Genomic DNA, 19,318 nt, shown 5'->3' on the forward strand with positions numbered 1-19,318 from the left:
GGCCGAGGTACGTCTGGGTCCTACTTGGAGGGCTCCGGCAGCTTGCAGTCGACCTTGGGGTTGGCGCCGATGTAGTTCAACGGACCGGCCACGATGGTGACCAGGATGGTGCCGGCTTCGGCGCAGTTGGTGTCGTCGCCGCTGTAGTAGCCACGCTGGCCGGCGGCGATCGCGCCGATCAGCAGCCAGATCACGACGATGACTCCGAGTATCGAGGTGCCGCGCATCGCTGCCTCCTGAGGAAATGTGGTGGATCTGAGGTGCAGTCGTTGTACCCAATTGGGTCGTGCGGCTAACGGCCACCGGAACGGGGCCGGGCCGGATCCTCCGTCCGGCCGATGCCGTTCGCCGTTGCGTACCGCCCGGGGTCGGCCGCTCGCACGTGGAAACGCGTGTCGGCTATCGGATCGGCGACCGACCCGGCCGTCGTGCCGTCCGCGGACGTAGAACTGCCTCACGGCCCCGCCGAGGAGGACTCATGGAAGCCCGGACACCGCCCCTGTACATCGACCGCCCCGAGGACGTCGCGGTCGCGGCCCGCGCGCTGGCTCGCGGCGCGGTCGTCGCGGCGGCGTTCGCCAACTTCTACGTCATCGTCACGCGCCCCGAGGCGGACACCGTCCGCCGGGTCAATCTGGCCAAGGGCCGCCCAGCCCAGCAGGTCGGCAGCATCACCACCGCGATCGGCCGGATCCCGGGGATGTTCGACTGGACCCGGATCTCGCCGCGGCTGCCGGTCGGTCGGGTGCGGGCCCTGATGGACGCCCTCTACGGGGCGGGGCCGTTCGGCTTCCGGGGGCCGGCGGCGGAGCGCCTCCCCGGGCACCTCACCCAGGTCGACCAGGGGCTGCGCACCACCCAGGTGATCGCCCCGGGCCTGACCTGCCCGTCCAACGTCTTCTTCGAGCGGGCGCTCGCCGAGACCGGATCCGACCACCTCTACATCACCTCGGCGAACCGGTCCCGGCATCTCACCGGCGCGGCGGAGGAGCCGGCGCACTGGAAGGCCGGCGCTCTCGCCGCCGACTTCGCACACCTCGACGACCTGGTGGTGCTCGCCCACCGGGACGAGTCTGCGGCCCGCGCCGCGTACCCGGGCTATCTCACCACCTCGGTCACCCTGCTCTCTTTCCACGCGCCGGAGGGCGAGCTCGAGGAGCCGCCGGTGCTCACCGTCGACCGGCACGGGTCCCTGCACCTTGACGACGTGCGCCGCGCCGCCGCGCCGCTCGGGTTGCAGGTGCGCCTGGGCGGCACCGCCGGGCAGCGGCTGCGGGTCCGCGCGTACGCCGGGGCGCTGGTGTGAGCGGTTACCGCGTCGGCCTGGTGGTACCGAGGCGGCGAGTCTGAGCGAGCCGGACAACGTCGCGGTGGGGCGCATCCCCACCGCTCGACTGGTCGAGCTGGCCGAGCGACTGGACGTGACCGACGTGGACACGGTGGTGCTGTCCGCCTGCGTCCAGCTGCCGTCGTTGGTGGCTGCTCGCCGGGTCGACCGCACGCTGAGGTGGGCCGGTGCTGGCCGGCCGGTTCAGTGCGGCGGGGACGGGGCCTCGGGTGGTTTGCCGTAGCTGCGCCGGAAGTCAGCGTAGGCCACCCCGATCAGCACCAACAGGGCACCGATCGAGGCGAACACCGGCGTCAGGTACAGCACCGCGGGCGCGATGGTCAGCAGCGCCAGCACACCGCCGGGCCGGGATCGGGACACCCTGCTGAACACCTCGTACTCGAAGGAGGCCCGGCCGGCCAGGAAGAGGGCCGGACCGCCGAGGATCACCGCCGCCCAGGCCGGCGGCGTCGGCCCGGTCGTCGCGTGCAGCACGAGGTCGAACCCGGAGGCCGTGGTGACCACCCCGGCGACCATCAGCAGATGGGTGTACGGCGCGGTGAACAGGAACTTGCTCGGCGACCCCGACCCCTTGATGGCCTGCGGGAGCAGCTGACCGGACTTGTGCACGTAGATCCGCCAGAGCAGCAGTGTGGTCAGGAACGCCACAGCGAACGCACCGATGTTGTGCACCTCGCTGTGAGCGGCGCTGAACATGGTGCCGATGGTCAGGATGGCGTCGCCGAGGGCGATGATGAAGAACTGCTGGTAGCGCTCGGAGAGATGCTCCGCGGTGACGTTGCGCTGGGGTTCGGGCACCACTCCGAGCCCCGGCACCGGGTACGCCAGTCGGAAGCCGACGTAGTCGATCGCGAGCGCGATGGCCCAGCACGCCAGGCGGGCGTCCTTGCTGACGAACGCACCGATGATCCAGGGGATCGCGGACACCGCGAACCAGACGAAGATGCGTGCCGCGCGGCGTTGGGTCTGTGGTTCGCGGCGGACGGCCGGCATCAGGAACAGCCCGCGCCCGAGGTGGATCGAAACGTAGGTGCCGGCGAACACGAGCCCACGGTCGCCGAACGCCTCCGGGATCGCCGTGGTCATCAGCAGTGCGCCGAACATCACGGCGCTGATCAGCAGCTTGATCTCGGTGCGTTCCGGGTTGTACAGGTCGGTGACCAGGGTGGTGATCACCCAGGTCCACCAGACGGCGGCCAGCATGATCAGTGCCTGTCCGGCCCGGTGCCAGTCGAGCTGGTTGACCAGCCCTCGGGAGATCAGTGCCAGGGCGACCACGTACACCAGGTCGAAGAAGAGTTCGAGGAGGGTCACCCGGCGCGGTGCCGCCGGGTCACGCACCGGGGACCCGGGCTCCGGCGCGGCGAGGTGCACTGTCTACTCCTGCGGAACCGGTCGACGACGGACCTGTCCGGCCCACCTGAGCGGACGGTAACCAGCTGTCGGCCGCGCGGCTGCGGATTCGCCGGGTCTTCCCCCAACCGGGGACTATCGACTCGCGTTCCCGCAGGCCGGGGTGTCCGGGGCGGCCCGATGCCCCGACTTCCTTGGACTCCGGGCCGGTTGTGGCGAGCCTTCCGGTCCCGGAGCCCCGGCCCACGGTCGCGTCGGACGGTGGGCCGGGGCCTCGATCCAGGTGTCAGGCCTGGTTGCCGTTCGACAGCACGGCGGCCATCTCGTCGCCCGCACCGGCCAGCACGCGGGCCTGCTGCGGCCAGGTGGCCAGCGCGGGTGCCGCGCGCAGGCCGGCGGCCCGGATCAGCTCGCGCAGCGCCGCCTCGTCGAGCGCACCGAGCTGGCCGTACGTACGCACACCGGCGTCCTGCAGGGCAGCCGCCATCTTCGGCCCGATGCCCTGGATGCGGCGGAAGTCGTCCGCCGGACCGGTCGGGTCGGTGTCCGTGTCGCTGGCGTTGTCGACGGCCGGGTCGACCGGCGGCGTCGCGGTGTCGCTCGGGAGGTCCGCAGGCGTGGCCGCCACCGGCCGCACCGACTCCGGCTCGGCGTCCAGCGACTCCGCTTTGGTCGTCCCGGTGCCCACCGCGCCGACGTTCACCAGGTCGTCGCCCACCGCGTCCACGCCGTTGGTCCGCACCGCGGTGCTCTCCGCAGCGTCGGCGTCCGCCGTGTTGGCGTCCGCGTCCTTCGACTCCGCGTGCACCGCGCCGTCGGTCACCGGTGCCTCCGCCGGCACCTCGTCGGTCGCCGCATCGTCCGTCGGGGTCGCCGGGGCCGGCTCGTCGGTCGGGGTGGTGTCGAGCGGCGTGCTGTCGGCGGACGGGAGGTCGTCCGCGGGCTGGCGGGGGGCGATCACGGCAGCCGGGGCGGGCTGCTCGTCGACCGCTACCGGCTCGGGGGTCGGCTCCACAGTGGGCTCCGCCGGCAGGTCAGCCGGGTCGGACTGCTCGGCGGCCGGTACGGGCGGCGGGGCCTCGGTCAGCGCCATGTCACCCGGGTCGACGGTGCTCGGGGCGTCCGCCGGTACCGCCACTGGCGTGGGCGCCGAGCTGGCGCCGTCCGGGCCGGTGACGGCGGCGGGCGCGCTCACCGTGTCCACCGGCGCCGGTTCGTCGGCGACCGCGGTCGGCGCGGCGTCGATGGTGGCCGCGGGCCGGGCCTCGTCGGTGGTGGCTGCCGGCGTCGGCGTGGCGATCACGGCCAGGCCGGCGACGGGATCACCGTCCACTATCGAATTGCCCTGTACGCCCCGCCGGCCGCGCAGCAGCCACCCGGCGGCCAGGCCCAGCAACAGTGCCAGTACCACTATCAGCGAGTGTCCGATAGACCACGCCACGGCGAACCTCCCTCTCAGCTCGTTGGAAAAGTCACGAGAAAAACTCGCCGCAGCTTCGCATACGCGTATTTCCGACGACAGACAGGATCGGCAGCAGATGTCCCGTTGGGGACTGTCACCTCAGACGGTGCCCGCCGAGTCACCCAGCGTCGCGCCGACAGGCGCAAAACCGGGATGACGGCGGCACCGGGAGAACGACGGGGGTGGGAACCCCACGGGGCCGGACACGACGGGACCCGGGCCGGCGGGGACGCCGGACCCGGGTCGACAGGCCGATACCGGGCTCAGTCCTGGTCGCCCTCATAGGTGTGGAAGTCGTCGACGAACCGGCGACGCAGCCGCGGCACCCGGCTTGTCACTCCGAAGTAGCCGCGTGCGCCGAGCAGCGCGAGTCGACCCACCACCGGCCGGTACATCCGGTCGTCGCCGCTGGTGCCGCTGCGGTTGAGTGATTCGGCGACCCGGGCGAAGCCGTACGGCACCATCGCGGCCTCGTAGTCGGCAACCGCCTGGACCAGCGTCTTGTCGCCGGTGACGGCCTGGCCGAGCTGGTCGCAGAGCAGGCGGGCGTCCCGAAGCGCGGTGTTCGCGCCCACCCCACGGCCGGGGGTCATGGTGTGGATGGCGTCGCCGAGCATGGTGACGGTGGTGCTCTTCCAGGGCGGCGTCGGCTCGGACGTGGACACCCGGATCGGCAGGGCACTCGCTGGGTCCGCGCGGGTCAGCAACTCCCGCAGGTTCGGGTGCCAGTTCGAGGTGAGGTCCAGGGCGACGCTGATCAGGTCCTCGCCGCGACGCTCCAGCACGTCGGCCGGGAAGCGGCGGCCGGTGCTCCAGATGATCAGATTGATGTTGTCGGTGGTGGTGTCGTGGGACAGGCCGGGCCAGCTGCGCAGCAGGGCGGCGTCGGCGTCGCTGACGTCGGGTTTGACCGCACGCCGGGCGTCCCACTTGAACTCCATGACGTGCAGCACGCCCATCATCCCGCCGACGCCGAAGATCAGCGAGATGCCCTGCCGGACCCGCTCCGGGACGAGACCACGGGTGTGCGGGGTGAGCGGAATCCGGGTGGCGATGTTGATCGTGCCGGCGTCGCGGGTGACGGCGTGCGGCAGGTACTGCCGGCGTACCGCAGAGTGGGTGCCGTCCGCGCCGACAAGCAGGTTGCCGGTGGCGCTGGTGCCGTCGGCGAAGTACGCGGTGACCGTGCCGTCGTCGCGCTGCTCGTAGTGGGTGAAGGTCTTGTCGAAGTGCACCACGTCGTCCAGGCCGGTGAGCAGCACCTGGCGCAGCACCATCCGGGCCACCGAATGTTCGGTGCGCACCGGGTCGGCGTTCGGTCGTAGCGCGAACGACGCGGTCTGGCGCAGCCCCTGGGTGACCACGTTGAAGTAGTGCGGTGGCCGCGCGCAGGTGACCAGGAAGGTGGCGAACAACTCCGGGGGCAGGCACTGCCGCAGGGCCCGGCTACCGGTGGGGCCGATGCCGACCCGGTAGCCGAGCAGTCCTTCGGTGCGGTCGCGGTGCCGTTCGTAGACGGCGACGCTGATCCCGGCCCGGCGCAGACCGTGCGCCAGGCACAGTCCGCCCGTGCCGGCGCCGATGATCAGGACGTGCGGTGGGGCGGCGGGCATGTCAGCCGGCCGGGTGCGCGGCTGGCGCGTCGGTGCTGGCCGGACGCGTGCCGGGCACGTCGGCGTTGGCCGGGCGCGTCGCGGAGGCGTCGGTGCTGGTCGGGCGGGTGGGGGACGCGTCGGTGCTGGCCGGGCGCGTGGGGGACGCGTCGGTGGCGTCCCACCGGTAGAAGCAGCCGGCGATCGCGTCCCGGGGGGAGCGCCAGGTCGGCAGGTACGGCGACGTGTGGGCGGAGAGCCGCTCGTTCACCTGTTGGAAGAGTGGGTGGTTGCGGGCCGCCGCGAGCGCGTCCGGGTCGACGTCCGAGGTCTCCAACAGGTGTACGCACAGGTCGTGCAGGCAGTACAGGGATCGGTGCGTGACGCCGGTCAGGCCGGGCAGGTCGGTGGCGTCGGACTCGGCGAAGATCTGTGCGACCCGCCCCTCCGCGCCCGGGATGATCCGGCTGACGATCAGTAGACGACTCATGGGACCCCTTCCGCCGGTGGCTCTCCGATCCTCGGACCGGCGCCACGTGCTCTGTGCGCCTACCGTGCCGCAGCGTCTGTCACATCACCGTCACGTCCGCCGGGCCACTGGTGACGGACGGTCGGTCACGGGGTCGCGGGTGGCCTGGCGGATCGGGGCCAGGGTGTCGTCGAGCAGGGCGCTCATCGCGGGACTCGGCTCCAGACTCAACTCCCGACGCAGCAGGTCCCGGTAGACGTAGAAGGCGTGCACGGCCTCGAAGGCGTTGCCCTCGGCGAGGTGGATGCGGACCACCAGCCGGTGCGGCGTCTCCCGTAGCGGCTCGGCGGCCATCGCCTCCAGCGCGGCCTCGAGGGCCTCGCCGTGCCGCCCCGCGCTCAGGTGCTGCCCGGCCACCTGTTCCAGCATGTGCAGGCGAAGTTGGCGCAGTCGCTCCCGGTCCAGCAGCACCCAGTCGTCGTACCAGCCGGGCAGCAGGTCGTGGCGGCCGGCGGCGAGAGCTCCCGCCGCGATCCGCGGATCGTCGCCGTGGCGGACCCGGGCCGCGGTGCCGACCAGGTCGTCCACGTCGAGCCGGACCGTCGGGTCGAGCCGTACGGTGTCGCCGGCCACTGTCATCGGGCAGCACGGGTCCTGGCGGAGCCGCCACAGCGCGGTGCGCAGCGAGGACAACGCCCGTTCCTCCGACGCGTCGGACCAGAGCAGCCCGGCGAGTTGGCTGCGGGTGGCACCGGGGCGCAGGCCGATCAGGGCGATCACCCGTTGCAGCCCGCGCGGGACCACGACCGGCACCGCCCCGCGCAACAGTCGGAAACCACCGAGCAGGTGCAGTGCGACGCCGTCGCCGGGCGGCTCGCCGGCGGTCGGCACGGACGGGTCAGCGGTCACGGCGGCACCCCCTGCGGAACGCTCGTCCCGACTGTCAGCTGTGTCCCGGATTGGTCGCCCGGGACGCCACTGTCGGCCCCGCCGGTGCAGGCGCGGCCCCACGGCTGCCGGGCGCGGCCCTGCCCGCCGAGGCGGCCGGGCTGACCACCACGAAGATTATCAATAGCGGTCACGGTGAGTCAACGACGCGGCGGCCGTTCTATTGGCGACAGTCAACCTGAGATCGGTTCTGAACTGCGAAAACGTGCACCGGGTTGGCTGCTTTGGGTGTGGCGCGCGCATAGCTGGTACACAGGTTGCGTCAACGCAGCGTCACCATCATGCGTCGCTGGCCGATGCGGCACGGTGACGCCGCCGTGACGAGGACTGCCGCATCGTGTCCGCAGTCGTCCAGCGCGTCCGGGGCCACCCGTCGCCGGCCGGACGCCGTGGGGGGAGGCCCAGGATGGACCGATCACTGATCGTCGCGAAGGTGGATCCGACCGCCGAGGAGCGGGTCGCCGAGATCTTCGCCGAGTCGGACGCGACGGAGCTGCCGCGCCTGGTCGGCGTCCGACACCGTTCGCTGTACCGGCTGCACGATCTCTACGTGCACCTGCTGGAGACCGAGCAGCAGGCAGCGGACGCGGTGGAGGGCGCCCGGGGCCACCCCGAGTTCATCCGGGTCAGCGAGCGCCTACGCCCGTACGTGTCGCCGTACCTGCCGACCTGGCGCTCGCCGCGCGACGCGATGGCGCGGTGCTTCTACCGGTTCGACGCCCCGGACACCCGGCGGCGGTCGTGACCTCCACCGCACCACGGGAGGAGCAGCTCTGGTCCCGCTGCGCCGGCTGCGCCAGCCTGCTCTACCGCAAACGGTTACGCCGCAACCTGGATGTCTGCCCCGAGTGTGGCGAGCACGCGCGCCTCGGCGCTCCGGAGCGTCTGCGTCAGCTTGTCGACCCGGGGTCGCTGCGTCTGCTGCCCAACCAACTCCCCGAGACGGACCCGCTCTACTTCGTCGACGTGCTGCCGTACCCGCACCGGCTCAGCGCCGCCCGTGCCAGCACCGGCCTGGCCGAGGCGGTCGTCTGTGCCACCGCCACCATCGGCGGGCACCCGGCAGTGTTGGCGGTGATGGATTTCCGGTTCCTGGGCGGCAGCCTGGGCTGCGCGGTGGGGGAGCTGATCACCCGGGCCGCCGAACGCGCACTCGACGACGGCGTCCCGCTGATCCTCATCACCGCCTCCGGCGGGGCGCGGATGCAGGAGGGCGTGCTGTCGTTGATGCAGATGGCCACCGTCAGCCAGGCCATCGCCGCGCTACGCGAGGCGGGCCTGCTCACCGTGAGTGTCCTCACCGACCCGACCTACGGCGGGGTGGCCGCGTCGTTCGCCACGAACACCGATCTGGTGCTCGCGGAGAGCGGCGCGCGGATGGGCTTCGCCGGCCCCCGGGTGATCCGCCAGGTCACCGGCCGGGCGCTGCCGGAGGGCTTCCAGAGCGCCGACGTCCTGCTGCGGCACGGACAGGTCGACATGGTGGTGCAGCGCCGGTCCCTGCGCGCCCGGCTGGGGGCGCTGCTCGCCGCCACCCGGGCCACCCGACCGGCCCGTGCGCCGGTACCCCGGCAGGAGCCGGCGCCGCGCCACGAGCGCCTCGGCGAGGCCGCCGCGACCCCGGCGGGCACGCCGGGTGCGGTGGACTACCCGGCGGTACGCGACGCGTGGGACACGGTCCGGCTGGCGCGACACCCCGGGCGACCGACCACACTGGACTACCTCGACTCGGTCTTCGACGGGTTCCTGGAGCTGCACGGCGATCGGCTCGGCGGAGACTGTCCGGCGGTCGTGGGCGGGGTGGCGCGGCTGGCCGACCGGCACGTGATGGTCATCGGCCACCAGAAGGGGCACACCACCGCCGAGTTGGTGGCCCGCAACTTCGGCATGGCCAGCCCGGCCGGGCATCGCAAGGCGCTGCGGCTGATGCGCCTCGCCGCCCGGCTCGGCCTGCCCGTGGTCACGCTGGTGGACACCCCCGGTGCCGACCCCGGGGTGAGCGCCGAGGAGCAGGGCCAGGCGGCGGCCATCGCGGAGAACATCCTCACCCTCACCGTGCTGCCCACCCCCGTGCTGGCCGTGATCACCGGTGAGGGCGGCAGCGGCGGCGCACTGGCCCTCGCCGTCGCCGACCGGGTGTTGATGTTGGAGAACGCCGTCTACTCGGTGATCAGCCCCGAGGGATGCGCGGCGATCCTCTGGCCGGACCGGTCGGCGGCGCCGCAGGCCGCCCGCGCTCTCCGACTGACCGCGCCCGACCTGTGCCGACTCGGAGTGGTCGACGAGGTCGTACCGGAGCCGTCGAGCGCCGCGCACGACGACCCGGCGGAGACCGCCCGCCGGTTGCGCGCCGCCCTGCTGAGCAATCTGCTGCCGCTGCTGGACGTGCCGCCCGCCATGTTGGTTCGCCTGCGTCGACAGCGCTTCCGCCGGTTCGGGGCGGCCCGTGCCGGTGCTCGGGCGGGTGCCCGATGACCGCCGGGGACACGAGCGTGTCGAGCGTCGAGGCACCCTCCGACGACGGGGTGGACGGCGAGGAGGCGCTCGCCGTCCTGCGTCGGCAGGCACACCACCTGATCGCCGAACTGGCCGGGCCGGTGCGCCGGATCCGGCTGCGCAGTGGGCCGGCGGTGCTGGAGGTCGAGTGGCACCCGGAGGAGCCGACCCGAGCGGACGGGCCCGCCGCGTCGACCGGGGCGCAGCGACCTACCGTCGATCCGCCGGGGGCGCCGGTGCGGGCCCCGGCGCCCGGACGGGCCGCGGTGCGGGCACCCATCGTCGGCACCTTCTACCGGGCACCCGAGCCCGGCGCGAAGCCCTTCGTCGCGGTGGGTGACCTGGTCCGTCCGGGCCAACCGGTCGCCATCGTCGAGGCGATGAAGCTGATGAACGAGGTGAGCGCCGACCGCGCCGGTCGGGTGGTCGCGATCCTCGTCGAGGACGGCCACCCGGTGGAGTACGACCAGCCGCTCGTCGAGCTGGACCCGGCATGACGGCGCGGGGTGGTGGACCATGTTCGAGACCGTGCTGATCGCCAATCGGGGCGAGATCGCGCTGCGGGTGCTGCGCGCCTGCAAGGAGTTGGGCGTGCGCACGGCGGTGGTCTACTCCGCGGCGGACGCCGACTCGGCGGCGGTCCGCCTCGCCGACCAGGCGGTCCGGATCGGGCCCGCGTCGAGCCGGCGCAGCTACCTCAACGCGGCGGCGATCGTGGAGGCCGCCCGGCAGGTGGGCGCGCAGGCGGTGCATCCCGGTTACGGCTTCCTCTCCGAGGACGCCGACTTCGCCGAGATCTGCGCGGACAACGGGCTGATCTTCATCGGCCCACCACCGGCGGTGATGGCCGCGCTGGCCGACAAGTCCTCGGCGCGGGCCCTGCTGAGCCGCGCCGGGCTACCACTGTCGCCGGGCAGTGTCGCACCGGTGCCGACCGCCGCCGCGGCGGCGGAGGTCGCCAACGCCGTCGGGTACCCGGTGATCGTGAAGGCCGCGGCCGGCGGCGGCGGTCGGGGCATGACCGTCGTGCGGACGCCCGGCGAGCTGCGCCGGGCGTACACGCGGACCCGGGCGGCGGCCCAGGCCGCGTTCGGCGACGACCGGGTGTACGTCGAGCGTTACCTCACCGAGGCGCGCCACGTCGAGGTGCAGGTGCTCTGCGACTCCCACGGCAACGGTGTGCACCTGGGCACCCGGGACTGCTCGGTGCAGCGCCGGCACCAGAAGCTGGTCGAGGAGGCGCCCGCTCCGGCGCTGTCCGCCGCCGTCCTCGACACCATCGCCGAGGCCGCCCTGCGGGGTGCGCTGGCTGTCGGTTTCGTCGGTGCCGGCACGCTCGAGTTCCTTGTCGACGCCGACGAGAAGTTCCACTTCCTGGAGATCAACTGCCGGATCCAGGTCGAGCATCCGGTCACCGAGATGGTCACCGGCATCGACCTGGTGCACGAGCAACTGCACATCGCCGCCGGGGTGCCACTGCGCTTGCGGCAGGAGGAGATCCGTCTGCGGGGCGTCGCTGTGGAGTGCCGGGTCAACACCGAGGACCCGGCCCGGGACTTCGCACCTACCCCCGGCCGGTTGACCCGGTTCACCCCACCCGGCGGCCCGTTCACCAGGGTGGACACCCACGCCAGCGCCGGCTACCTGGTCGGCCCCTGGTACGACTCGCTGCTGGCCAAGGTGATCGTCTGGGCGCCGGACCGGGAGTCGGCCCTCAACCGGCTGGAACGGGCCCTCGGCGAGTTCGACATCGCCGGACCGGGCGTACACACCACCATCCCGTTCGTCCGGCGCGTGCTCGACGACGCCGGATTCCGCAAGGGCCGCTACACGACCGGCCTGGTCGACCGGCTGCTCGCCGCACCCGACGCGACGACCGCGCAGCGGCCGACGGCCACCCCCGCCCCACGCCCCGCCGCCGCGGCGGAGCCCGACAACACCCTCAGGAGGACCCGATGACCGTCACTCATGGTCGCCCGATGACCGCCGAGATCACCGACATCCTGGTGGCGCACTGTGGGCTGGACCCCGACGCGGCGGCCCGGGCACCCGCCGCGTCGCTCGAAGAGCTGGGGATGGACTCCCTCGCGCTGCTGGAACTCTCCGCGGTCGTCGCCGACCGGTGGCAGGTGAGCATCCCCGAGCAGGCCGGGGCGCTGAGCATCCCGGCGGTGGCCGACCTGGTGGCCCGCCGCGTCGACCCACCCGGGCACACCGAGAACACGGTGCTCATCGACGCGCCGCTGCCGCTGGTCTGGGAGGTCACCAACGACGTGGCGAACTGGACCGAGCTGTTCACCGAGTACGCAGTGGTGGACATCCTGCACCGCGAGGGGCACACCGTGCGGTTCCGGCTCACCATGTATCCCGACGAGAACGGGGTGTCCTGGAGCTGGGTCAGCGAGCGCACCTCCGACCCGGTGAGCAGGCAGGTCCGGGCGTACCGGGTGGAGACCGGGCCGTTCGAGTACATGCGGATCCACTGGCGCTACACCGAGGAGGCCGGCGGCACCCGGATGACCTGGACGCAGGACTTCGCGATGAAGCCGACCGCGCCGGTCGACAACGCCGCGATGACCGAGCGGATCAACACCAACAGCGTCATCCAACTCGCGGTGATCAAGGATCGGGTGGAGCGGATCGCCCGGCAGCGCGCCGACCAGGGCGTCCCGGTGGCCGGCGCCGACACGACGGAGGCCGACGATGAGTGACCTGAGCACCCGGCCGATCGCCGCCGGGGACGTACCCGCCGACCGTCGACGCGGTGGTGAGCTGCGGGTGTTGCTCGGTCCCCGCACCGTCGGCAGCACCTCCGGGTTCCTCGGGGTCGCCACCATCGCGCCGGGGGAGCGGATCGCCGAGCACTACCACCCGTACAGCGAGGAGTTCCTGTACGTGGTGCGCGGCGCGATCACCGTCGACCTGGACGACCAGCCGACCCTGCTGGCCGCCGGTGAGGCGCTGTTCGTACCGGTGAACGTGCGGCACCGACTGCGCAACACCGGTGTCGAACCGGCCGAGGTGGTCTTCCACCTGGGCCCGCTCGCACCCCGCCCGGAGCTGGGGCATGTCGACACCGAGCTGGCCGAACAGCGCGGTGGGTCGTGAGCGCGAGTCGGGCGCCAGCCGTACCGTCGCGAACCGGGGTGCCGTCGTGACCGCACGCCGCACTGTGGTGACCGGGATCGGGGTGGTCGCCCCCGGCGGCGCGAGCCGGGACCGGTTCTGGAAGACCATCACCGAGGGGCGGACCGCCACCCGGCGGATCAGTTTCTTCGACCCGTCGGCGTTCCGGTCGCAGATCGCCGCGGAGTGCGACTTCGACCCGGGCGCCGCGGGGCTCACCGACGCCGAACGGCGCCGCGCCGACCGGTACGTGCAGTTCGCGCTGGCCTGCTCCGTGGAGGCCGTCGCCGACGCCGGGCTGGCGCTCACCGACGCCGAACGGGACCGGGCCGGGGTGGTGCTCGGCACCGCGGTGGGCGGCACGATGGCGCTGGAGCAGGAGTACGTCACCGTCAGCGAGCACGGCCAGCGCTGGCTTGTCGACGCGACCCGCGGTGGCCCCTACCTCTACCAGGCGCTGGTGCCCAGCAGCCTCGCCGCCGACGTGGCCTGCCGGCACGGGCTGCACGGCCCGGCGCAGGTGGTGTCCACCGGCTGCACCTCCGGCATCGACGCCATCGGCTACGCCCACCAGTTGATCGTGGACGGTGAGGCGGACGTGATGCTGGCCGGGGCGGCGGACTCGCCGATCTCGCCGGTCACCGTCGCCTCGTTCGACGCGATCAAGGCGACCAGCCCGGACAACGACGACCCGGCGCACGCCTCGCGCCCGTTCGACGCCGACCGGCACGGGTTCGTGCTGGCCGAGGGCGGGGCGGTGCTGGTGTTGGAGGAGTTCGGGCACGCCCGCCGGCGGGGCGCGCACATCTACTGCGAGGTGGCCGGCTACGCCAGCCGCAGCAACGGTTACCACATGACCGGGCTGCGCCCGGACGGGTTGGAGATGAGCCTCGCCGTCAGCGACGCGCTGAAACAGGGGCGGGTTCTCCCCGAGCAGGTGTCCTACATCAGCGCCCACGGCTCGGGCACCCGGCAGAACGACAGGCACGAGACTGCCGCGTTCAAACGGGCCCTGGGCCAGGCCGCGTACCGGGTGCCGATCAGCTCGATCAAGTCGATGGTCGGGCACTCGCTCGGCGCGATCGGGTCGATCGAGATGGCGGCCTGCGCCCTCGCCATCGAGTTCGGCGTGGTGCCCCCGACGGCCAACTGGAGCACCCGCGACCCGGAGTGCGACCTGGACTACGTACCGAACGAGGCTCGGGAGGTCCCGGTGGACGTGGCACTGTCGGTGGGCAGCGGGTTCGGCGGCTTCCAGTCGGCGATGGTGTTCCGCAGGCCGATCGGGCCGGTGGCGGCGTGAGCGCCGCCCAGGAGCGTGCCGGCGTGAGCGCGCCTCAGCAGCGGGACGGGATGAGCGTCCCCGCGGCCCGGGCGGTGGTGACCGGCATCGGGGTGGTCGCGCCCAGTGGCATCGGTGCGGACGCGCACTGGGAAACGGTGCTGGCCGGCACCCGACGGACCGGACCGATCACCCTGTTCGACCCGGCCGGCTATCCGACCCGACTCGGCGGTGAGGTGCCCGGCTTCACCGCCGACTCGTACGCCGACAGTCGACAGGTGGTGCAGACCGACAGGTGGACGCACCTCGGTTTCGCCGCCACCCGACTGGCGTTGGCCGACGCCGGCCTGCCCGAGCGGGCCCCCGACCCGTACGGCTACGCGGTGACCCTGGCCAGCTCGTCCGGAGGCAACCTGTTCGGCCAGCGGGAGCTGCAACGGCTGTGGGGCGGGCCGTCGCGCACGGTCGGGGCGTACCAGTCGATCGCCTGGTTCTACGCGGCGAGCGTTGGGCAGCTCTCCATCCACCACCAGTTCAAGGGCCCCAGCGGGGTGCTGGTCGCGGAGTCCGCCGGCGGGCTGGACAGCCTCGCGCACGCTGCCCGGGCGGTACGCCGGGGCACCCCGGTGGTGATCGCCGGGGGCACCGAGTGCCCACTCAGCCCGTACGCGTTGGCGTGCCAGCTGCGCTCCGGGCTGCTCAGCGACGTCGCCGATCCGCAGCGCGCGTACCGACCGTTCGACGCCTCGGCAAGCGGCTACCTGCCCGCCGAGGGGGGCGCGGTGTTCGTGGTGGAGGAGCTGGGGCATGCCCTCGCCCGGGGTGCCCGGGTCTACGGCGAGGTGAGCGGGTGGGGTTCCACCCACGACGCCGCGCACACCACAGCGGACAGTGCCGGCGACCCGGCCCAGTACGCGCGGGCCATGCGGCTGGCCCTGGACCGGGCCGGCGTGGTCGCGGGCGGGATCGACGTGGTGCTGCCCGACGCCCTCGGGGTGCCCCGCTACGACCGCAGCGAGGCCGAGGCGTTACGCGCCGTGTTCGCCGACCGGCCGGTGCCGGTGACGACGCAGAAGCCGCTGACCGGGCGGGCGTACCAGGGCGGGTCGGCGTTGGACGTGGCCACCGCGCTGCTGGCCTTCGCGCACGACACGCTGCCCGCGTCGGCCGGCCCGGAAGAGGTCGCCGAGGGGTGCGAACTCGACTTCCTGCGCGAGCACCGCCAGCCGCGCAGCCGCCTCGCGTTGGTCTGCGCGCGGGGTTTCGACGGGTTCAACAGTGCGCTGGTCCTGCGCGGGGCGGTGCCGATGAGAGGAGAGACGCCATGAGTGGACAGCGGGCGCGGGTGGTGTTCCTGGTGCGGGTGCCGGTGCCCCGCACCGAGGAGTTCCTCGCCGCCTACGAACAGGTGCGGCACCTGGTCGCCGACGGGGTACCGGGACACCTGGTCGACCAGGTGTGCCGCTCGTCGACCGACCCGGAGCAGTGGTTGATCACCAGCGAGTGGGCGACCCTCGCCGACTTCGAGGCCTGGGAGCGCAGCCCCGAGCACCGGGATCTGGTCCGCCCGATGCGGGAGTGCTTCACCGACGCCCGCTCGCTGCGGTTCCACATCCACGCCCAGACCCCGGCCCTGGTCTGACGAAGACGGGAACCGCTGACACACCGCGTTCACCGGATGGCAATGCGCGACGGTCAGTGTGCCGTCGTCCTGGGTGGACGGTCATAATGGGCCGCATGGTTGCCTGGGAGTACGCCCTGCTCGTCCGCCGCTATCAGGGACAGGGCCGCAATTTCCATGTCTCGTTCGTCTGGTACGCCCCGGACGGGTCCCGCAAGGACATCACCGCCTACGGTGACACCGCCATCGCGCACCTCAACCGCGCCGGCCGGGAGGGCTGGGAGCTGGTCTCCGCCGCCGAAGACGTCAACAACGTCCAAGGCAGCACCGAAGTCCACCGCTACCACCTAAAACGCCCCCTCCCCTAACCCACCCCCACCCCCACCCCCCACGCCCCACGCCCCACGCCCCACCCCCGCCCGGGTCGATCATGGAGTTGTGGTGGTGGACAAAGCGCGCTATCCGCCCCGATTCGGGCACCACAACTCCATGATCGACCCCGCAGGGGGCGGGGGTCAGGTCAGGTTGATGGCGGGGTAGAGGGGGTGGGGGGCCAGCAGGTCGGTCGCCTGCCGGGCGATCTTGTCGGCCAGGTCGGTGTCGAGAACGTACTTCGCCTTGGACGGGGTGCCGTCGGCGTTGGCGCCGGCGGTGGTCTGGGTCAGCACGGTGTGGATCAGATCCGCGGTCTGGTCCATCTCGGCGGTGCCCAGGCCCCGGGTGGTCAGGGCCGGGGTGCCGATCCGGATGCCGGAGGTGTACCAGGCGCCGTTCGGGTCCTGCGGGACCGAGTTGCGGTTGGTGACGATGCCCGAGTCGAGCAGCGCCTGCTCGGCCTGCCGGCCGGTGAGCCCGTAACCGGACACGTCGATCAGCACCAGGTGGTTGTCGGTGCCACCGGTGACCAGCTTCGCGCCCCGGCTCAGCAGCCCTTCGGCGAGGGCCTGGGCGTTGTCCACGATCCGCTGGGCGTAGTCGGCGAAGTCGGGGCGGCGGGCCTCGGCGAGGGCGACGGCCTTGGCGGCCATCACGTGCGGCAGCGGACCGCCGAGCACCATCGGGCAGCCCCGGTCCACCTGGTCGGCCAGCTCCGGCTGGCAGAGCACCATGCCGCCGCGTGGGCCGCGCAGCGACTTGTGGGTGGTGGTGGTGACGATGTGCGCGTGCGGCACCGGGTCGAAGTCGCCGGTGAAGACCTTGCCGGCGACCAGACCGGCGAAGTGGGCCATGTCGACCATGAAGGTGGCGCCGACCGAGTCGGCGATCTCCCGCAGGATCCGGAAGTTCACCTTGCGGGGGTACGCCGAGTAGCCGCCGACCAGGATCAGCGGCTTGAACTCGCGGGCCGCCTCGGCCACCCGGTCGTAGTCGATCAGGCCGGTCGCCGGGTCGGTGCCGTAGCTGCGCTGGTCGAACATCTTGCCGGAGATGTTCGGCCGGAAGCCGTGGGTGAGGTGGCCGCCCGCGTCCAGCGACATGCCGAGCATCCGCTGGTTGCCCAGCTCACGGCGCAGCGCGAACCAGTCGGCCTCGGTGAGGTCGTTGACCTGCCGGACCTGGGCCTTCTTCAGGGCGGGGGACTCCACCCGGTCGGCCAGCACCGCCCAGAAGGCGACCAGGTTGGCGTCGATGCCGGAGTGCGGCTGCACGTACGCGTGCGCGGCCCCGAACAGCTCGCGGGCGTGCTCGGCGGCGAGCGCCTCGACGGTGTCGACGTTCTGGCAGCCGGCGTAGAAGCGGCGGCCCACGGTGCCCTCGGCGTACTTGTCGCTGAACCAGTTGCCCATGGCCAGCAGGGTCGCCGGGGAGGCGTAGTTCTCGCTGGCGATGAGCTTGAGCGACTCCCGCTGGTCGGTCAGCTCGGCGCCGATGGCGTCGGCCACCCGCGGCTCGACAGCCCGGATCACCTCAAGGGCGCTACGGAATGCGGTGGACTCGGCGTTGTGCGACATGCGACCTCCAACAGACGTGCGGGAAGGCCCAGGCGCTCGGCAAACGTCCTCGTGACGGGGCCGCTCCCCGATGGTTGTCCATCCCCACGCGCCAGTAACGGCCCGCGCCGATCCTACCGGGCCGGCCGGGGCCGTCCCGGGCGACCTCCGGACGCCACCCGCCGGGAGGGTTGGGCGACCGCCGTGGGGGCACCCCCTTGACGGGCGGGTACGCCACCCGCGGGAGAGGAGTCACCAATCATGACCACACCGACCACCGACCGGCCGCTCGCCGTGGTGACCGGGGCGTCCAGCGGAATCGGGTACGAGCTGGCAGTGCAGTTCGCCGAGCACGGCTTCGACCTGGTCGTGGTCGCCGACGACGACGGCATCTCGACCGCTGCCGAGAAGCTGCGCCGTGACGGCGGCCCGCAGGTCCAGCCGGTCCGCGTCGACCTGGCCCGGGAGCAGGGCGTGGAGGAGTTGGCCTCGACGATCGCCGCCACCGGCCGCCCGGTGGACGCCCTCGCGCTCAACGCCGGCCGGGGCGCCGGCGGCGCCTTCGTCGGCGGCACCGACCTGCGCGACGAGCTGGAGATCGTCGACCTCAACGTGCGCTCGACTGTGCACCTGGCGAAGCGGCTGCTGCCCGGCATGGTCGAGCGGGGTGCCGGCCGGGTCCTGTTCACCTCGTCGATCGCCTCCACCATGCCGGGGCCGTTCCAGGCGGTGTACAACGCGTCGAAGTCGTTCGTGCAGTCCTTCGCCGAGGCACTGCGCAACGAGTTGAAGGACACCGGCGTCACGGTGACCGCGCTGATGCCCGGGCCCACCGACACGGAGTTCTTCGAGCGGGCCGACATGCAGGACACCCGGGTCGGCTCCGGCTCCAAGGACGACCCGGCCACGGTCGCCGCGCAGGGCTTCGAGGCGCTGATGAAGGGCGATCAGACGGTCACCGCCGGCTCGTTCGTGAACAAGCTGCAGACCGCGGCCGGCAAGATCATTCCGGACAGGCTCAAGTCCGAGCAGCACCGGCACATGGCCGAGCCGGGCTCGGGCAGCTGACCCCTGGTGTACGACGAAGGGCCCGACATCGTGCCGGGCCCTTCGTCGTGAGCAGGCGTCTCAGGCGGTCATCGCGTCCATCGCCTTCTTGATCGCCTTCGGCGCGGTGGGGGTACGCGGAGCGTCCGCCCGCAGCGCGATCATCCGCTCGCCGATCTCCTGCAACTGCTTGCGACCCAGGGCGTCGCGGACCTTCGGGAACCACTCCTCCTCTTCCTCCTCGACGTGGTGGGTGACGTTCTCGATCAGCACCGTCGTCTTGGCGTTGAAGCGTTCGTCGGTGGCGTCCATGCTGGCCAGCTCGGCGCAGAGCACGTCGGCGACGTGGTGCTCCTCGTACGACTCGAGGATGTCGTCCTCCAGGTCGGGCAGCAGGCGGCGGACCTCCGGGTACATCACCTCGTTCTCCAGATAGGTGTGCACCGTCAGGGCCTCGAGGATCTGGTTCACCAGCTTCTGGCGCTGGTTCGCCGGCCCCTCCTCGGCATCCTGGAAGGCCTTGAAGAGACGGCGCATCTCCTTGTGGTCCTCTTTGAGCAGGACGATCGCATCGGTCGACACGGGCATGACCTCCCTGGATCTCGGCTGGTGGAAATCCGGTACCCAGCAGGTCAAATGTGGA

At 72.3% G+C, this 19,318-nt stretch carries 18 protein-coding genes, 2 pseudogenes and 1 riboswitch; of the genes and pseudogenes, 12 read left to right on the forward strand and 8 right to left on the reverse strand.

The window, feature by feature from the left end:
- Positions 1 to 20 precede the first annotated feature (20 nt).
- Complete coding sequence (locus AB0B86_RS01870) at positions 21 to 227, reverse strand: hypothetical protein (RefSeq protein WP_110566517.1); 207 nt, start codon at positions 225 to 227, stop codon at positions 21 to 23.
- A 251-nt stretch (positions 228 to 478) separates the two neighbouring features.
- Here AB0B86_RS01870 and AB0B86_RS01875 point away from each other — a divergent pair, with 251 nt between their 5' ends.
- On the forward strand, positions 479 to 1,306 hold the full coding sequence (locus tag AB0B86_RS01875; protein ID WP_357412538.1) for a hypothetical protein: 828 nt from the start codon (positions 479 to 481) through the stop codon (positions 1,304 to 1,306).
- Positions 1,307 to 1,531: 225 nt separating this feature from the next.
- Here AB0B86_RS01875 and AB0B86_RS01880 read toward each other — a convergent pair whose 3' ends face one another.
- The 5 genes and pseudogenes from AB0B86_RS01880 to AB0B86_RS01900 all read right to left on the reverse strand — a co-directional run bounded on the left by AB0B86_RS01880 (position 1,532) and on the right by AB0B86_RS01900 (position 7,133).
- Positions 1,532 to 2,722: a low temperature requirement protein A gene (locus AB0B86_RS01880; protein ID WP_357414910.1), complete on the reverse strand. Its 1,191-nt coding sequence runs from the start codon at positions 2,720 to 2,722 to the stop codon at positions 1,532 to 1,534.
- A gap of 265 nt (positions 2,723 to 2,987) precedes the next feature.
- A pseudogene (locus AB0B86_RS01885) lies at positions 2,988 to 3,242 on the reverse strand (hypothetical protein); the annotation flags it as partial.
- Positions 3,243 to 4,426: 1,184 nt separating this feature from the next.
- Positions 4,427 to 5,776, reverse strand: coding sequence for an NAD(P)/FAD-dependent oxidoreductase (locus AB0B86_RS01890; RefSeq protein WP_357412542.1), 1,350 nt, complete (start codon positions 5,774 to 5,776; stop codon positions 4,427 to 4,429).
- A gap of 154 nt (positions 5,777 to 5,930) precedes the next feature.
- A pseudogene (locus tag AB0B86_RS01895) lies at positions 5,931 to 6,245 on the reverse strand (TcmI family type II polyketide cyclase); the annotation flags it as partial.
- 90 nt (positions 6,246 to 6,335) lie between these two features.
- The gene (locus tag AB0B86_RS01900) at positions 6,336 to 7,133 is read right to left on the reverse strand and encodes a BTAD domain-containing putative transcriptional regulator (RefSeq protein WP_357412544.1); all 798 of its coding nucleotides are present in this window, start codon (positions 7,131 to 7,133) and stop codon (positions 6,336 to 6,338) included.
- A gap of 445 nt (positions 7,134 to 7,578) precedes the next feature.
- Here AB0B86_RS01900 and AB0B86_RS01905 point away from each other — a divergent pair, with 445 nt between their 5' ends.
- From AB0B86_RS01905 to AB0B86_RS01950, 10 genes are all read left to right on the forward strand, one after another.
- Positions 7,579 to 7,917, forward strand: coding sequence for a TcmI family type II polyketide cyclase (locus AB0B86_RS01905; protein WP_357414912.1), 339 nt, complete (start codon positions 7,579 to 7,581; stop codon positions 7,915 to 7,917).
- Positions 7,914 to 9,647, forward strand: a complete 1,734-nt coding sequence (locus AB0B86_RS01910; protein ID WP_357414914.1) for an acetyl-CoA carboxylase carboxyltransferase subunit alpha — start codon at positions 7,914 to 7,916, stop codon at positions 9,645 to 9,647. The genes AB0B86_RS01905 and AB0B86_RS01910 overlap by 4 nt, the downstream gene beginning before the upstream one ends.
- Positions 9,644 to 10,165, forward strand: a complete 522-nt coding sequence (gene accB / locus AB0B86_RS01915) for an acetyl-CoA carboxylase biotin carboxyl carrier protein (protein WP_357412550.1) — start codon at positions 9,644 to 9,646, stop codon at positions 10,163 to 10,165. The genes AB0B86_RS01910 and accB overlap by 4 nt, the downstream gene beginning before the upstream one ends.
- Before the next feature lie 19 nt (positions 10,166 to 10,184).
- Complete coding sequence (locus tag AB0B86_RS01920; protein ID WP_357414916.1) at positions 10,185 to 11,627, forward strand: acetyl-CoA carboxylase biotin carboxylase subunit; 1,443 nt, start codon at positions 10,185 to 10,187, stop codon at positions 11,625 to 11,627.
- A complete protein-coding gene (locus AB0B86_RS01925) occupies positions 11,624 to 12,379 on the forward strand; it encodes an SRPBCC family protein (protein ID WP_357412554.1) in 756 nt (251 codons plus the stop codon). Before AB0B86_RS01920 ends, AB0B86_RS01925 begins: the two co-directional genes overlap by 4 nt.
- The gene (locus tag AB0B86_RS01930; RefSeq protein ID WP_357412556.1) at positions 12,372 to 12,776 is read left to right on the forward strand and encodes a cupin domain-containing protein; all 405 of its coding nucleotides are present in this window, start codon (positions 12,372 to 12,374) and stop codon (positions 12,774 to 12,776) included. Before AB0B86_RS01925 ends, AB0B86_RS01930 begins: the two co-directional genes overlap by 8 nt.
- Before the next feature lie 46 nt (positions 12,777 to 12,822).
- Positions 12,823 to 14,097 (forward strand): beta-ketoacyl-[acyl-carrier-protein] synthase family protein, encoded by a 1,275-nt coding sequence (locus AB0B86_RS01935; protein WP_357412558.1) that lies wholly within the window; start codon positions 12,823 to 12,825, stop codon positions 14,095 to 14,097.
- A 50-nt stretch (positions 14,098 to 14,147) separates the two neighbouring features.
- The gene (locus AB0B86_RS01940) at positions 14,148 to 15,404 is read left to right on the forward strand and encodes a beta-ketoacyl synthase N-terminal-like domain-containing protein (RefSeq protein WP_357412598.1); all 1,257 of its coding nucleotides are present in this window, start codon (positions 14,148 to 14,150) and stop codon (positions 15,402 to 15,404) included.
- Complete coding sequence (locus AB0B86_RS01945; RefSeq protein ID WP_357412559.1) at positions 15,401 to 15,718, forward strand: antibiotic biosynthesis monooxygenase family protein; 318 nt, start codon at positions 15,401 to 15,403, stop codon at positions 15,716 to 15,718. The genes AB0B86_RS01940 and AB0B86_RS01945 overlap by 4 nt, the downstream gene beginning before the upstream one ends.
- 86 nt (positions 15,719 to 15,804) lie before the next feature.
- Positions 15,805 to 16,065, forward strand: a complete 261-nt coding sequence (locus AB0B86_RS01950; RefSeq protein WP_357412561.1) for a hypothetical protein — start codon at positions 15,805 to 15,807, stop codon at positions 16,063 to 16,065.
- A gap of 147 nt (positions 16,066 to 16,212) precedes the next feature.
- Here the strand turns inward: AB0B86_RS01950 and AB0B86_RS01955 are convergent, their stop codons facing one another.
- A complete protein-coding gene (locus AB0B86_RS01955) occupies positions 16,213 to 17,649 on the reverse strand; it encodes a glycine hydroxymethyltransferase (protein ID WP_357412563.1) in 1,437 nt (478 codons plus the stop codon).
- Between the two features lie 19 nt (positions 17,650 to 17,668).
- Positions 17,669 to 17,758, reverse strand: a riboswitch (ZMP/ZTP riboswitch).
- A 131-nt stretch (positions 17,759 to 17,889) separates the two neighbouring features.
- Between AB0B86_RS01955 and AB0B86_RS01960 the strand changes: the two genes are divergently transcribed.
- Positions 17,890 to 18,696 (forward strand): SDR family NAD(P)-dependent oxidoreductase, encoded by an 807-nt coding sequence (locus AB0B86_RS01960; RefSeq protein WP_357412565.1) that lies wholly within the window; start codon positions 17,890 to 17,892, stop codon positions 18,694 to 18,696.
- Between the two features lie 60 nt (positions 18,697 to 18,756).
- Here AB0B86_RS01960 and AB0B86_RS01965 read toward each other — a convergent pair whose 3' ends face one another.
- Complete coding sequence (locus tag AB0B86_RS01965; RefSeq protein ID WP_357412567.1) at positions 18,757 to 19,257, reverse strand: hemerythrin domain-containing protein; 501 nt, start codon at positions 19,255 to 19,257, stop codon at positions 18,757 to 18,759.
- Between the last annotated feature and the right edge of the window lie 61 nt (positions 19,258 to 19,318).

Origin of the sequence: Micromonospora sp. NPDC049047 (assembly GCF_040649135.1) — a bacterium.
GTDB lineage: Bacteria > Actinomycetota > Actinomycetes > Mycobacteriales > Micromonosporaceae > Micromonospora.

Bases quoted from the DNA above. Each gene is read 5' to 3' on its own strand.
- AB0B86_RS01960 (WP_357412565.1), top strand. From the start codon at position 17,890: ATGACCACACCGACCACCGACCGGCCGCTCGCCGTGGTGACCGGGGCG.
- AB0B86_RS01950 (WP_357412561.1), top strand. From the start codon at position 15,805: ATGGGCCGCATGGTTGCCTGGGAGTACGCCCTGCTCGTCCGCCGCTAT.
- accB (WP_357412550.1), top strand. From the start codon at position 9,644: ATGACCGCCGGGGACACGAGCGTGTCGAGCGTCGAGGCACCCTCCGAC.
- AB0B86_RS01920 (WP_357414916.1), top strand. From the start codon at position 10,185: ATGTTCGAGACCGTGCTGATCGCCAATCGGGGCGAGATCGCGCTGCGG.
- AB0B86_RS01955 (WP_357412563.1), bottom strand. From the start codon at position 17,649: ATGTCGCACAACGCCGAGTCCACCGCATTCCGTAGCGCCCTTGAGGTG.
- AB0B86_RS01875 (WP_357412538.1), top strand. From the start codon at position 479: ATGGAAGCCCGGACACCGCCCCTGTACATCGACCGCCCCGAGGACGTC.
- AB0B86_RS01940 (WP_357412598.1), top strand. From the start codon at position 14,148: ATGAGCGTCCCCGCGGCCCGGGCGGTGGTGACCGGCATCGGGGTGGTC.
- AB0B86_RS01945 (WP_357412559.1), top strand. From the start codon at position 15,401: ATGAGTGGACAGCGGGCGCGGGTGGTGTTCCTGGTGCGGGTGCCGGTG.
- AB0B86_RS01870 (WP_110566517.1), bottom strand. From the start codon at position 227: ATGCGCGGCACCTCGATACTCGGAGTCATCGTCGTGATCTGGCTGCTG.
- AB0B86_RS01930 (WP_357412556.1), top strand. From the start codon at position 12,372: ATGAGTGACCTGAGCACCCGGCCGATCGCCGCCGGGGACGTACCCGCC.
- AB0B86_RS01890 (WP_357412542.1), bottom strand. From the start codon at position 5,776: ATGCCCGCCGCCCCACCGCACGTCCTGATCATCGGCGCCGGCACGGGC.
- AB0B86_RS01905 (WP_357414912.1), top strand. From the start codon at position 7,579: ATGGACCGATCACTGATCGTCGCGAAGGTGGATCCGACCGCCGAGGAG.
- AB0B86_RS01925 (WP_357412554.1), top strand. From the start codon at position 11,624: ATGACCGTCACTCATGGTCGCCCGATGACCGCCGAGATCACCGACATC.